Origin of the sequence: Streptomyces sp. NPDC059994, assembly GCF_042737755.1 — a bacterium.
Classification (GTDB): domain Bacteria; phylum Actinomycetota; class Actinomycetes; order Streptomycetales; family Streptomycetaceae; genus Streptomyces.
The window spans coordinates 24,197-36,068 of sequence record NZ_JBHWUR010000039.1 but is presented as its reverse complement, the minus strand read 5'-3'; the positions used below and the strand labels follow the sequence as shown (position 1 = coordinate 36,068).

The window sequence follows — 11,872 nt, the reverse complement described above, 5'->3', positions numbered from 1 at the left end:
GCAGGGTGGTGACGCGTCGCGCCCTGGCGCTCGCGGTCTCACCTTACCGCACCGGGGGGGGGCGCACCGGGGGACCGGTCCGCGCCCGCACCGCACACAACGGGGGACTTCATGCCCACGGCCCGTGAGCAGCTCGCCGACGCCCGGCTCTACCTCTGTACGGACGCGCGCAGGCGCCAGGGCGACCTGCCCGCGTTCCTGGACGCCGTGCTGTCCTCGGGCGTGGACATCGTCCAGCTGCGGGACAAGGGCATGGAGGCCGCCGAGGAGCTGGAGCACCTGGCCGTCTTCGCCGACGCCTGCCGCCGGCACGGCAAGCTCCTCGCGGTCAACGACCGGGCCGACGTGGCCCACGCCGCGGGCGCCGATGTGCTGCACCTGGGCCAGGGCGACCTGCCGGTCCCGGCGGCCCGCGCGATCCTCGGCGACGAGGTTCTGACCGGCCGCTCCACGCACGCCGACGCGGAGGCCTTCGCGGCCGCCTTCGAGCCGGGCGTGGACTACTTCTGCACGGGCCCCTGCTGGCCCACCCCGACCAAGCCGGGCCGCCACGCCCCGGGCCTCGACCTGGTGCGATACACGGCCTCGCTCGCCACCGAGCGCCCCTGGTTCGCCATCGGCGGCATCGACGCGGCCAACCTCGACGAGGTCCTGGACGCGGGCGCCGAGCGGATCGTGGTGGTCCGTGCGATCACCGAGGCGGACGACCCCGCGGAGGCGACGGCGAACCTGGCGAAGCGGGTGCGTGAACGCACGGTGGCCCGCTAGAGGCCTTCTGTCCGAGGGATGGACAAGAGTCCGGCAATGCGGACAATTTACCCCTCCCTTGTTGGGGGACCGCCAAGGCCTGGCTAACCTGCGAGTATGGCCCTTGGCACTGCTTCCACCAGGACACATCGCGCGCGTACCGTGCGCGAGATGCTGGCGTCCGGTGAGACGACCTACTCGTTCGAGTTCTGGGCGCCCAAGACCGAGAAGGGCGAGCGGAACCTCTGGAACGCGCTGCGCCGGGTGGAGGCGGTGGCTCCGAGCTTCGTCTCCGTCACCTACGGCGCGGGCGGCTCCACCCGCTCGGGCACGGTCAAGGCCACCGAGCAGATCGCGGCCGACTCCACCCTGACCCCGGTGGCCCACCTCACGGCGGTCGGCCACTCGGTGGCGGAGCTGCGCAACATGGTCGGGCAGTACGCGGACGCCGACATCCGCAACATCCTCGCGGTGCGCGGCGACCCGCCGGGCGACCCGATGGGCGACTGGGTCAGGCACCCCGAGGGCGTCACCTACGCGGCCGACCTGGTCCGGCTCATCAAGGAGTCCGGCGACTTCTGCGTCGGCGTCGCCGCCTTCCCGGAGATGCACCCGCGCTCCACCGAATGGGACGCCGACGTACAGCACTTCGTCGACAAGTGCCGGGCCGGCGCGGATTACGCGATCACCCAGATGTTCTTCCGGCCGGAGAGCTATCTGCGGCTGCGCGACAAGGTCGCCGAGGCCGGTTGCGAGACCCCGATCATCCCCGAGGTCATGCCGGTCACCAGCGTGAAGCAGCTGGAACGGCTGCCCCAGCTCAGCAACGCCGAGTTCCCGCCCGAGCTGAAAGAGCGGATCCTCGCGGTCAAGGACGATCCGGCCGCTGTACGCTCCATTGGCATCGAGTTCGCCACGGAGTTCTGCGCGCGGCTGCTCGCCGATGGCGTACCGGGGTTGCACTTCATTACCCTCAACAACTCCACGGCGACACTTGAGATCTACGAGAATCTGGGGCTGCACCAGCAGCCCTGATCAGTCGCATCCGGCGTACCGGCCGACCGTCCCGCCAAGGGGGCGGCGGCCGTTGGGAGAGGGGCGTACATGGGCTGGGCGGTCCTCTACATCGCGTTCGGCGTCGTCGCGCTCTGGCTGCTCGGCGAGGTGCTCCTGCAGTACAAGGCGCGGCTGCGCTGGCGGCTGCTGGCCTTCACGGGCTTCATGGGCGTGGTCCTGGGCGTCCTCCTGCCGTCGGTGTTCGTGATCATCCTGGGCGCGCTGGCCTTCGCGGTCGGCCAGACCTACGTCACGCTCTCCTTCCGCCGGGGCTTCTCGACGGGCTGGGCGGTCGGCGGCAGGCCGGGCGCCAGCCGCCGTCGCCGCTCGGGCGGCGCGGCTCCGCTCCAGGACCCGGTGCTCCAGGTCTCCGGCTTCCAGTACGAGGCCGACGCCCCGCAGGGCGCCCCGGCGGACGACGCCGCCGACGCCGCGAGCGCCGGGCGGGAGTCCGTCTACGAGCCGCAGCCGCTGCCCGACGACACCGGCCAGTACGGCGTCTACAGCGAGACCGCCTACGCCGGAGCCCAGCAGCAGTACGGCGGATACGACGCCGGACAGCAGCAGTACTCCGACCCGTACGCGGGCCAGTACGGCTACGGCACGGACGCCGGGCAGCAGCAGTACGCCGCGTACTCCGACCCGTACATCGGCAGCGGCACCACCCAGGGCTACGGCACCCACGACAGCTATGCCGCCCCCCAGCAGGCCTACGCCGACCCCTACGCCCAGCAGTACGGCACGGACACCCCGCCCGGCGGGGTCTGGGTGCCGCAGCAGCGCGACAGCGAGCCCCAGCCGTACGGCGAGGAGCAGCCCGCGCCGTACCCGCAGAGCGGCGAGTACGGCAACGGGACGGGCGGCGGCAACGGAACCGGCTACCTCAACGAGCAGCAGCCGTACCGCTATTGAGTGGTCGTCGGCCCGCCCGGTCGTCGGCCCGCCACCACCGGATCACTGCGAGCCGCGGAAGTCGTCTCCCTCCACGATCAGACCGCTTACCAGGGCCCCGGACATCCCGGCGTGCGCGAGCCCGCCGCCGGGGTGGGCCCAGCCGCCCGCCAGATACAGGCCCGGCAGGCGCGTCCGGTTGCCCGGGTGCAGCCGACGGGCACCGGCCCCGGCCAGCGAGGGCGCCGGGACCGAGCCGCCCTCCGCGCCGGTCTCGGCCTCCGTGTCCGCGGGCGTGCGCACCACGCGCCACAGGATCCGCTCCCGCAGCCCCGGCACCGCCGCCTCGGCCACCTCCACCAGCGTGTCCGCGTACCGCTCGCGCGTCTGCTCGTCGGTCCAGTCGAACGGGCCGTGCGGGGGCGCCGTCGCGGTCAGCGTGACGGCCTCGTGGGCGTCGTCCGGCCGGGCCGCCGGGTCGTCGGGGCGCAGCACCGTGACCGTCGGCCGTATCGCCGGGTGGCGGGTGGTGAAGACCGCCTCCGCCTCCGCCGCCGGGTCGGGGGAGTGGACCACCGTGCGGTGCACCGCGTCGGCCGGGCGCTCGCCGCGCAGGGCGAGCAGCACCGTGAACCGCCCGGGGGCCTGGGCCGCGCCCGGCCGCACATCGCCGTCCTGCCACGGCTCGCGCCCGCGCAGCGGGCCCGACCCGGGGCGGGGCTGGGCGGCGAGGACCACATGGCCGGCCTCCGCCACCTCGCCTCCGGCGAGCTCCACGCCCGCCGCGCGGCCGTCCTTCTCCACGATCCCGGTGACCTCGGCGTCGAAGACGAAGGCGACCCGTCGCGCCAGGCACCGCTCGTACACCGCGCGCGCCAGCTCCCGCATGCCCCCGCGCACGTACCAACTCCCGAAGCTCTGTTCCAGGTACGGCAGCAGGCTGGCGCTCGCGGGGGCCGTGCGCGGGTCGAGGCCCTCCGCCAGTGCGTAGCTCGTCAGGAGCGCGGCGAGCCGGGGGTCGCCCAGCTCCCAGGCGCCGACCTCCGCAAGCGTGGACGCCTGCCGGGGGGAGCGCAGCAGACGGCGCTGCTTGGGCGCCGGATACGGATCGCGGGCAAGCACCTGCCAGTCGGGCCAGAGCGGCTCCTCCAGGAGCGGGCGCCGCGAGCGGTCCCAGGCATCCCGCGCGCGGCCCAGGAAGTCGCCCCACTTCTCGCCCGCGCCCGCGCCGAGCGCCCCGTCGAGCGCCGAGACGACGCCCGCGCGCGAGGCGTTGGGCAGCGAGACGTCCGTGCCGTCGGCGAAGAGGTGGCGGCCGGCGGGGTCGGTCGGCGTTAGCTGGACCCGGTCCTCCAGGGGCTCCTTGCCGGTCTTGAGGAACAGATCCCGGTAGACCGCGGGCAGGCGCAGCAGGGCGGGGCCGGTGTCGAACGCGAACCCGTCCCGCTCGAACCGCCCCAGCGCCCCGCCGTACGTCGACGCGCGCTCGTACACCGTCACCCGGTGGCCTGCCACGGCCAGCCGGGCGGCAGCCGCCATGGCGCCCATCCCGGCGCCGATCACCGCAATCCGTGCCATGCGAGCGACTTTATCGGCCGCCACTGACAACGCGGCCGTCCGGGCAGCGGGGGCTCACTCCGGCGGGCCCGGCTCCCGGGCCGCGACCAGCCGCTTCTCCTCGCGGCGCTGGGCGCGGCGGCGCCGGAAGCGGCGGATCCGACTCCAGAGGAAGACGAGTATCACCACGCCGAGCACCAGCAGTGTGCCCGCGATCACGGCCGCGGCGACCGGGTGGAAGATCGCGAAACTTATGATCGCGGCGACGCCCAGGTCCTCGGCCGTACTGAGCGCGATGTTGCTGAACGGCTCGGGCGAGGTGTTCACCGCCATCCGCGTCCCGGCCTTCACCAGATGGCTCGTCAGCGCCGTCGAGCCGCCGATCGCGGCCGCCGCCAGATCCGGCAGCGACCCGCTCTGCCCGGCCAGCAGCGCGCCCACCACGGCGCCCGCGACCGGCCGGATCACCGTGTGCACGGTGTCCCAGACCGAGTCGACGTACGGGATCTTGTCGGCCACGGCCTCGCAGAGGAAGAGCACCCCCGCGACGATCAGGACGTCGGGGCGCTGGAGCGCGTCGGGCACCTCGTCGCTGACCCCGGTCGCGCCGAAGACGCCGAGCAGCAGGACCACGGCGTACGCGTTGACCCCGCTGGCCCAGCCGCTGGTGAACACCAGGGGGAGTACGGACACGGACGTGATCGTAACCAGTTCCGACTTCCTGGAACTGGGGTTGAGCACGGACGCCTGAGTATCCGTACTTAGCACCTGAGATGAGTAATTGCGCGGATGGGGTCCCACCTGCGTGGACGGAAGAGTGGAGGGCACGGAGGGGGCAGGCGCGTCCGTACCGCCGACACGGGGCGGCGGAACGGCGCGGCTCCCCTGACGAACGGGGTACGGGGGTACGGGGGTACTGGAGTGCCCAGGGGGACGTACGGGGGACGTGTTCCGAGGATATGCGCAGGTGCGGCGGGGCCCATGGGGGATCGGGCCTCGCCGCACCGGTGTGTCCACGCGCGCGTGGACGGTGTCAGCGTCCGCTGACCCGCCCGTGCAGCAGCCGTGAGAGGGCCGCGTGCACCTCGTCGAGGGAGCGCTCGCTCTGGAAGGCCTGCCAGTCGAGCGCGGCCACCAGGACCATCCCGACCAGCGCCGCCGCCGTGAGCGGGATGTCGATCTCCTCGCTCAGCTCGCCCTCCGCGACGGCCTCGCGCAGCACCGTCTCGACGACGGCGACCGCCTCCCGGCGCACCACCATCAGAGTGGACTGCCAGGCCCGGTTGGTCCGCCACAGCTCCGCCACGTACAGCTGGGTGAAGGCCGGATAGCGGTGGATGAACTCCAGGCCCGCCCGGATCATCGCGTCCAGGGCCTCGACCCTGCTGCCACCGCGCGCGTGGGTGGCGTCGGCGGCCTCCTGGAGCGAGGCGGTGAGCAGCCCCACGCCGTGCCGCAGCAACTCCTCGAACAGCTCGGTCTTGCTCTTGAAGTTGTAGTAGACGGTGCCCTTGGCGACGCCGGCCCGCTCCGCGATCTCGTCGACGGTGGTCGCCGAGAAACCTTGCTCGGCGATGAGGGTCACCGCCGCCTCATAGAGCTTCTGCCGGGTCGCCTGCCGTCTGGTGCTGCTGTCCATGCTGTCGATTCTCACAGGTCCGGCGCTCCTGGGGTCTGTCCGGCGGATCTGGTCGGCCCCGGCTCGGGGCGCGCTTGGTGCTGGTGAGCGGGTGTCCGGTGCGTCCAGCTGCAAGGCGGAGGGTTGAGGCGACGCGTCGGGGTCTCCCCTGCTCGAACGAGGCCGAGAGCTTGGGGAAGCCGGTGATTGACGACAACGCGGCTGGGGGCCCTCCCCGGCCCTTGAGGCTTTGGGGGAGGGCGTGCCAGACCCCCGCGTGCCGACCAGATCCACCGGACAGACCCTAGAGGCTCAGCTCGGGGTGGAGCCGGTCCAGCGTCCAGACCTGCTTCTGCCTGGCCGACAGGGCGGTCAGCGCCAGCGCGCCCACCGTGAAGGCCACCAGCACCGCGCACCCCTGCCACACCGGCCCGAGCCCGCCGCCCGTGATCAGCCGCCGCAGCCCGTCGACGACGTAACTCATCGGCAGGTACGGATGGATCGCGTTGAAGAACGCCGGGCTCGTCTGCACCGGATAGGTGCCGCCCGCCGAGGTCAGCTGGAGCATCAGGAACGCCAGCACCAGGATCCGCCCCGCCGCCCCGAAGCGGGCGTTGAGCCACTGCACGATCGCCGCGAAGCAGCACGTGACGAGCGCGAGGAAGCCGATGGTCCCGGCGGAGCGCTCCATCTCCAGGCCGAGCGCGAAGTGCAGCACCGCCATCAGCGCGCCCACCTGGAGCACTCCGACCGCCGCCACCGGCAGCCAGCCCGCGAGCGCGATCCGCCAGGCCGAGGCGCCCGCCGCGAGCGCCCGCCGGTTGAGCGGCTGGATCAGCATGTACGCGACCATCGCACCCACCCAGAGGGAGAGCGGGATGAAGTACGGGGCGAAGCCGGTGCCGTAGTTGGGCGCCTTGTGCAGCGCCTGCGAGGCGAGCTTGACCGGGTCGGCCATCACGTCGGTGCGCTTGTCGCGCTCCTGCTTGTCGTAGTCGGGGATCTTGCCGACGCCGTCGTGCAGACCGCCCGCCAGCTCGGCGGAGCCGCCGGAGAGCTTGAGCAGACCGCCGTCGAGCGTGCCCGCGCCCTTCTTGAGCTTGCCGACGCCCGTGTCGAGGTCGCCCGCGCCCGTCTTGGCCGAGGTCAGACCGGTGTGCAGGGTGCCCGCGCCCTTGGCGACCTCCTTGGCGCCCTTGTTCAGGGCGTTGACGTCACCGACGGCCTTGTCGAGGTCCTTGGCGAGCGTCGGAGCGTTCTTGGCGAGCCGGCGCGCCTGCTTCTGGAGCTCGGCAAGGTTCTTGTCGAGCGTCTTGAAGTCGCTGTTCTGGTCCTGGACCACCGTGTTGAGGTCCTCGGCGAGGGTGGCCGCGGTGGCCGCCGCCTTCTTGGCGCGCTTCAGCTCCGGGCAGGCCGGGCCGGGCGTCGCGGAGGACTGGCACAGCGAGGCGTAGACCGTGTTCAGGTCGTTGGACGCCTTGCGGGCGCCGGTCGCGGCGGCGGGCGCCGCCTTGATCACGTCGGCCAGGTGGTCGCGCACCGGCCCCACCGAGTCGTCGACCAGCTTGGCCGTGTCCCCGATGGCCTTGGCGTTCTCCTTGAGGAACGGACGCGCCTCGTCCGCCGCCGTGTTGACCTTGTTGGCCAGGGTCTGGGTGCCCGCGGCGACCTGGCGGGCGCCGTCCTCCAGGTCGGCGGAGCCGGTGTTGAGCTTCTTGATGCCGCCCGCCAGCTTGCCGCTGCCCGTCTTGGCGTCGCTCAGCCCGTCGGCGAGGTCCTTGGAGCCCTTCTTCGCCTTGCCGAGCCCGCCCTTGAGGTCGGCGGCGCCCTTGGCCGCCTTCTCGGTGGCGTCGTGGATGTCGGAGAACGAGATGAAGATCTTGTCCAGGAAGGAGCGGGAGGCCTTTGCGGAGGCCGCCGAGCGCACCTCGGAGAAGACCGTGCGGGATATGGACCCCACGATGTAGTTGTTGGCGTCGTTGGTGCGCACCTGGAGGGCGCCCGTCTCGGGGGAGTCCCCGGAGCTCGACGCGATCCTCTTACTGAAGTCCGCGGGCATCGTCAGGGACAGGTAGTACGTGCCGTCCTCGACGCCCTTGCGTGCCTCTTCGTCGCTCACCTCGCGCCAGTCGAACGTCTTGCTCTGGCGCAGCCGCTCGGCGATGCCGTCACCGGCGGCGATCTTCTGGCCCCCGGCGGTGGCGCCCTTGTCCTCGTTGACCAGCGCGACCGGCACCCGGTCGAGCCGCCCGTACGGGTCCCAGAACGACCACAGGTAGAGCGCGCCGTACAGCAGCGGCAGCAGCAGGAGCGCGACCAGCGCGGCGCGCGGCAGCTTCCCCCTGCCGAACCGCTTCAGCTCAAGCGCGGCCAGTCGTGGCGAACGCATCCCCCGCCCCCTCCTCGTGCTCAGCGTGCTTGCTTTCCGTACTCCGTACGGTGATATCGGCGTCCCCGGGCGCCTGGCTGCAGACCGCGACCACCGTGGTACCGGCGTCCGCGATCGACCGCAGCAGCGCCCAGGCCTCGGCGCGTTCGGCGTCGGAGAGCTTCAGGTCGGTGTCGTCGACGCCGAGCAGCCGGGGCCGGCCCATCAGGCCCAGCGCCACGGAAAGGCGCAGCGCCTCAAGCCGCTCCAGATCGCGTACGGAGGTGCGCTCGCCCTTCGGCAGCGTGTCGAGGTCGAGGCCCGCTGCCTTCAGCGCGTGGTCGATCGCCGCCCTCGCGGTGGTGCGGCGCTCGGCGGGCGTGCGCAGCAGGGCGCGTACGGACCCGTCGAAGCGGTGCTGGAGCAGCGCCCGTTCGCGCAGGTGCTCGGCGACGGTCAGGGCGGGGTCGAGGTCGCTGACCCCCGGGACCGGGCCGAGCGCGCTGAACCGGCGGACGGCGGCCATCCGGCGCGGCAGCGGCTCGCCGCCGACCTCGGCACGGCCCTCGGTGGGCTTCATCCGACCGGTGAGCGCGAGCAGCAGACAGGTGCGTCCGGAGCCGGAGGGGCCCTCGACGGCGACGAGCGAGCCGGGCGCGGCGTCGAGCCGCACGCCCCGGAAGACCCAGCCCCGTGGTCCCTTGAGCCCGAAGTCCTCGGCGGTGACGCCTGCCCCGTGCGGGCTGTCCACGTTCCCCCCATTCTTTGAACTGACTGGTCAGTACAAAAGATAGCCCGAACCGACGTGCGGGACAAAGGGGCAGGTCAAGGGCGGCAGTGGGGCGGGCGACGGCCGATTGTCAGTGGGGCCCCTCACGATGGACACATACGGCCACAGCGCCGTCACACGACGACAGGAGGTTCGTCATGGCCAGCCATCGCGCGGCAGCCGCCCACCGGCGCCGCCCCACCGGCCCTGCCCCCTCACTGAACGGTGCCGCGAGCGACATCCACCCGGTGCTGCGCCGGGACGGTGCGCCACCCGCCGCCCTCGACCTGCTCGCCCAGGCCCGCAGCGGTCTGGACGAGGCCGCCGTGCTCGACACCCCCAACGAGCGGTACGCGACGGCGCACCTCGCCGCCCTGCGCACCGCGGCCGCCGTGCTCGCCGCCCGGGGCCGCCCCGAGACCGCCCCGCGCCGCCGGCAGCGGATCCGGAGCGCGTGGGAGGTGCTCCCCGAGATAGCACCCGAACTGACCGAGTGGAGCGCGCTGTTCGCCTCCGGCGCCACCCGCCGGGCCCGCGCCGAGGCGGGCATCCAGGGCGCGGCCACCGGCCGCGACGCCGACGACCTGATCCGCGACGCCGCGATGTTCCTGCGTCTGGTCGAGCGCCTCCTCGTCCTCCAGCCCGTACTGCCCCAGCCCAGGACCCGGGAGCCGGACACGGGGTGAGGCGCGGGGCCCGGCCCGGGGACAGGGGGTGCGGTGAGGTGCGGGGATGAGCCGGGGCGGGCCCGCGAGGCAATAGGGTGGACGGGCCTTCACCGTTCTTTGCCCCGCCGTCCCGCGGCGGCGCCGCGCCGAGGAGTCAACTGCCGTGCCGGACCCCATGCGCCCCCGCGCATCTCTCCGTACCGCCGTGGTCTGGGAGGTCCTCAAGGACGCCCTCGACCGCCGGGTCAAGGCGACCGGGCGCGAGGCGCTGGACGTCCTGGACACCGGCGGCGGCTCGGGCAACTTCGCGGTGCCCCTCGCCCGCCTCGGCCACCGGGTCACCGTGGTCGACCCCAGCCCGAACGCGCTGTTCGCCCTGGAGCGCCGGGCGGCCGAGGCCGAGGTGGCCGACCGGGTCCAGGGCGTCCAGGGCGACGTGCTCGGCCTGTTCGACGTGGTCGAGCGCGGCGGCTACGACGCCATCCTCTGCCACGGCGTCCTGGAGTACGTCGAGGACCCGGCCGAGGGCGTGCGCAACGCGGTCGACGCGCTGCGCTCCGAGGGCGCGCTGAGCCTGCTCGCCGCCGGGCTCGGCGGCGCCGTGCTCGCCCGCGCGCTCGCCGGGCACTTCACCGAGGCCCGCCGGGCCCTGGGCGACCCGGCCGGGCGCTGGGGCGACGGCGACCCGGTGCCCCGGCGGTTCACGGCCGAGCAGCTCACCGCGCTGGTCGCCGCGACCGGCGTGGAGGTGGGCGCGGTGCACGGCGTACGGGTCTTCGCGGACCTGGTCCCCGGGGTCCTCGTGGACACCGAGCCGGGCGCCCTGGACGCCCTGCTCAAGCTGGAGGCGGCGGCGGCCGAACTCCCCGCGTTCCACTCCGTGGCGACGCAGCTGCACGTCCTGGGCGAGAAGCGCGCCTGACCCCCGTCCGGCCGTGCGGGCGGCCCCGGCGCGGCCGGTGGGCCCGCCCCCCGTCGCGCGCCAGGCCGTCCCCACGCTGATCAGCGACGCTGTCCCGGACGGCGTAGCGGCATGGAGTACGCCACAGGCCCCCCGATCGGCGGCTTCGCCCCGTATGATCGGGGTACAAGGTCCGGCATGGCGGGTCGCTCGATGGGGAATCCACTCCCCACCGGGCGGGCCGCCGTGGCGGCTCGGATTGGCGAATTGGCGTAGAGGGCGGGTTTCACGGGGGCGATTCCCTGCCTATCCTGAAGGGGCCGCATCCGGTCGCCCCCCGCGACCGACGAGTAGGAGGACTCCGTGCCGCTCTCGGAGCACGAGCAGCGCATGCTCGAGCAGATGGAGCGAGCGCTGTACGCCGAAGATCCCAAGTTCGCGACAGCGCTTGAGGGAAGCGGGCTGCGTACGTATACCCGACGACGGGTCTACCAGGCGGTCGCCGGCTTCCTGGTGGGTATCGCGCTCCTCATGATTGGTATCGGGCAGGGGATCTGGATCAGCGTGGTCGGGTTCCTCATCATGCTCGGCTGTGCCGTGCTCGCGGTCACCGGCTGGCGCAAGGCGCCACGGCGCGGTGAGCAGCCGGCGGGCGCTGGTGCGCGGCCTGCCGCGCGCGCACCGAAGCGGTCGATGATGAACCGCATCGAGCAGCGCTGGCAGCGGCGCCGCGACGAAGGCGGTCGCTAGGCCCGGCGGGCCTGCACGTTTGGACGTGGCCGAGGGGTGACCATCGACGGTGGTCGCCCCTCAGTCGTATCGCTCGGCCTGCGGCCTTGCTCGTCCTCACGCGCCGGACGGGCTGATTGATCGGCCCCGGCCCGGCCCCGGCCCGGCCTCGGCTCCGACGGCGGCCGCCTTGCCGTGCGGGCCGTCGCCTCGGCCTGTGGCCGTTGCTTGTCCTCAAATGCCGGACGGGCTGATTCATCGCCTGCTTGGCCACCGATTGCGGTTGTCCCGCCGTGCGGGTCGTCGCCTCGGCTTGCGGCCGTTGCTTGTCCTCAATTGCCGGACGGGCTGATTCATCGCCTGCTTGGCCACCGATTGCGGTTGTCCCGCCGTGCGGCCGTCGCCTTGGCCTGCGGCCGTCGCTTGTCCTCAAACGCCGGACGGGCTGAATTGATTGGCCCCTGCCCCGGCTCCGCTTGCGGCCGCCTTGCCGTGCGGGCCGTCGCCTCGGCCCGCGGCCGTCGCTCGTCCTCACGCGCCGGACGGGCTGGATATGTGCCCGCCCGGC

11 protein-coding genes are annotated in these 11,872 nt (G+C 73.1%); 6 read left to right on the top strand and 5 right to left on the bottom strand.

The features are described from left to right. Positions 1 to 111: 111 nt before the first annotated feature. From thiE to ACFWA7_RS20680, 3 genes are all read left to right on the top strand, one after another. Positions 112 to 768, top strand: coding sequence for a thiamine phosphate synthase (thiE, locus tag ACFWA7_RS20690; protein WP_385539760.1), 657 nt, complete (start codon positions 112 to 114; stop codon positions 766 to 768). Between the two features lie 96 nt (positions 769 to 864). Continuing rightward, entirely contained in the window at positions 865 to 1,782 is a 918-nt protein-coding gene (gene metF, locus ACFWA7_RS20685; RefSeq protein ID WP_385539762.1) for a methylenetetrahydrofolate reductase [NAD(P)H], read from the top strand. A 69-nt stretch (positions 1,783 to 1,851) separates the two neighbouring features. Then, entirely contained in the window at positions 1,852 to 2,715 is an 864-nt protein-coding gene (locus ACFWA7_RS20680; protein ID WP_385824463.1) for a hypothetical protein, read from the top strand. 42 nt (positions 2,716 to 2,757) lie between these two features. Here the strand turns inward: ACFWA7_RS20680 and ACFWA7_RS20675 are convergent, their stop codons facing one another. From ACFWA7_RS20675 to ACFWA7_RS20655, 5 genes are all read right to left on the bottom strand, one after another. Further along, positions 2,758 to 4,272 (bottom strand): phytoene desaturase family protein, encoded by a 1,515-nt coding sequence (locus tag ACFWA7_RS20675; RefSeq protein WP_385824461.1) that lies wholly within the window; start codon positions 4,270 to 4,272, stop codon positions 2,758 to 2,760. Positions 4,273 to 4,326: 54 nt separating this feature from the next. Continuing rightward, positions 4,327 to 4,944 carry a DUF4126 domain-containing protein gene (locus tag ACFWA7_RS20670; protein WP_385539767.1) on the bottom strand — a complete coding sequence of 206 codons (618 nt, stop codon included), beginning with the start codon at positions 4,942 to 4,944 and terminating at the stop codon, positions 4,327 to 4,329. 340 nt (positions 4,945 to 5,284) lie between these two features. Then, positions 5,285 to 5,890, bottom strand: coding sequence for a TetR/AcrR family transcriptional regulator (locus ACFWA7_RS20665; protein WP_385539769.1), 606 nt, complete (start codon positions 5,888 to 5,890; stop codon positions 5,285 to 5,287). A gap of 283 nt (positions 5,891 to 6,173) precedes the next feature. Then, entirely contained in the window at positions 6,174 to 8,258 is a 2,085-nt protein-coding gene (locus ACFWA7_RS20660; protein WP_385824459.1) for a YhgE/Pip family protein, read from the bottom strand. Beyond that, a complete protein-coding gene (locus ACFWA7_RS20655) occupies positions 8,230 to 8,988 on the bottom strand; it encodes an ATP-binding cassette domain-containing protein (protein ID WP_385539773.1) in 759 nt (252 codons plus the stop codon). Before ACFWA7_RS20655 ends, ACFWA7_RS20660 begins: the two co-directional genes overlap by 29 nt. Positions 8,989 to 9,164: 176 nt before the next feature. Between ACFWA7_RS20655 and ACFWA7_RS20650 the strand changes: the two genes are divergently transcribed. The 3 genes from ACFWA7_RS20650 (at position 9,165) to ACFWA7_RS20640 (ending at position 11,325) form a co-directional block, all read left to right on the top strand. Then, complete coding sequence (locus ACFWA7_RS20650; RefSeq protein WP_385539775.1) at positions 9,165 to 9,692, top strand: SAV_6107 family HEPN domain-containing protein; 528 nt, start codon at positions 9,165 to 9,167, stop codon at positions 9,690 to 9,692. A 145-nt stretch (positions 9,693 to 9,837) separates the two neighbouring features. Beyond that, positions 9,838 to 10,596: a class I SAM-dependent methyltransferase gene (locus ACFWA7_RS20645; RefSeq protein WP_385824458.1), complete on the top strand. Its 759-nt coding sequence runs from the start codon at positions 9,838 to 9,840 to the stop codon at positions 10,594 to 10,596. Positions 10,597 to 10,938: 342 nt separating this feature from the next. Beyond that, complete coding sequence (locus ACFWA7_RS20640) at positions 10,939 to 11,325, top strand: DUF3040 domain-containing protein (RefSeq protein ID WP_385824457.1); 387 nt, start codon at positions 10,939 to 10,941, stop codon at positions 11,323 to 11,325. Positions 11,326 to 11,872 lie beyond the last annotated feature (547 nt).

Excerpts from the sequence above, each read along its gene's own strand:
- thiE (WP_385539760.1), top strand. The coding sequence starts at position 112 with ATGCCCACGGCCCGTGAGCAGCTCGCCGACGCCCGGCTCTACCTCTGT.
- metF (WP_385539762.1), top strand. The coding sequence starts at position 865 with ATGGCCCTTGGCACTGCTTCCACCAGGACACATCGCGCGCGTACCGTG.
- ACFWA7_RS20680 (WP_385824463.1), top strand. The coding sequence starts at position 1,852 with ATGGGCTGGGCGGTCCTCTACATCGCGTTCGGCGTCGTCGCGCTCTGG.
- ACFWA7_RS20675 (WP_385824461.1), bottom strand. The coding sequence starts at position 4,272 with ATGGCACGGATTGCGGTGATCGGCGCCGGGATGGGCGCCATGGCGGCT.
- ACFWA7_RS20665 (WP_385539769.1), bottom strand. The coding sequence starts at position 5,890 with ATGGACAGCAGCACCAGACGGCAGGCGACCCGGCAGAAGCTCTATGAG.
- ACFWA7_RS20660 (WP_385824459.1), bottom strand. The coding sequence starts at position 8,258 with ATGCGTTCGCCACGACTGGCCGCGCTTGAGCTGAAGCGGTTCGGCAGG.
- ACFWA7_RS20650 (WP_385539775.1), top strand. The coding sequence starts at position 9,165 with ATGGCCAGCCATCGCGCGGCAGCCGCCCACCGGCGCCGCCCCACCGGC.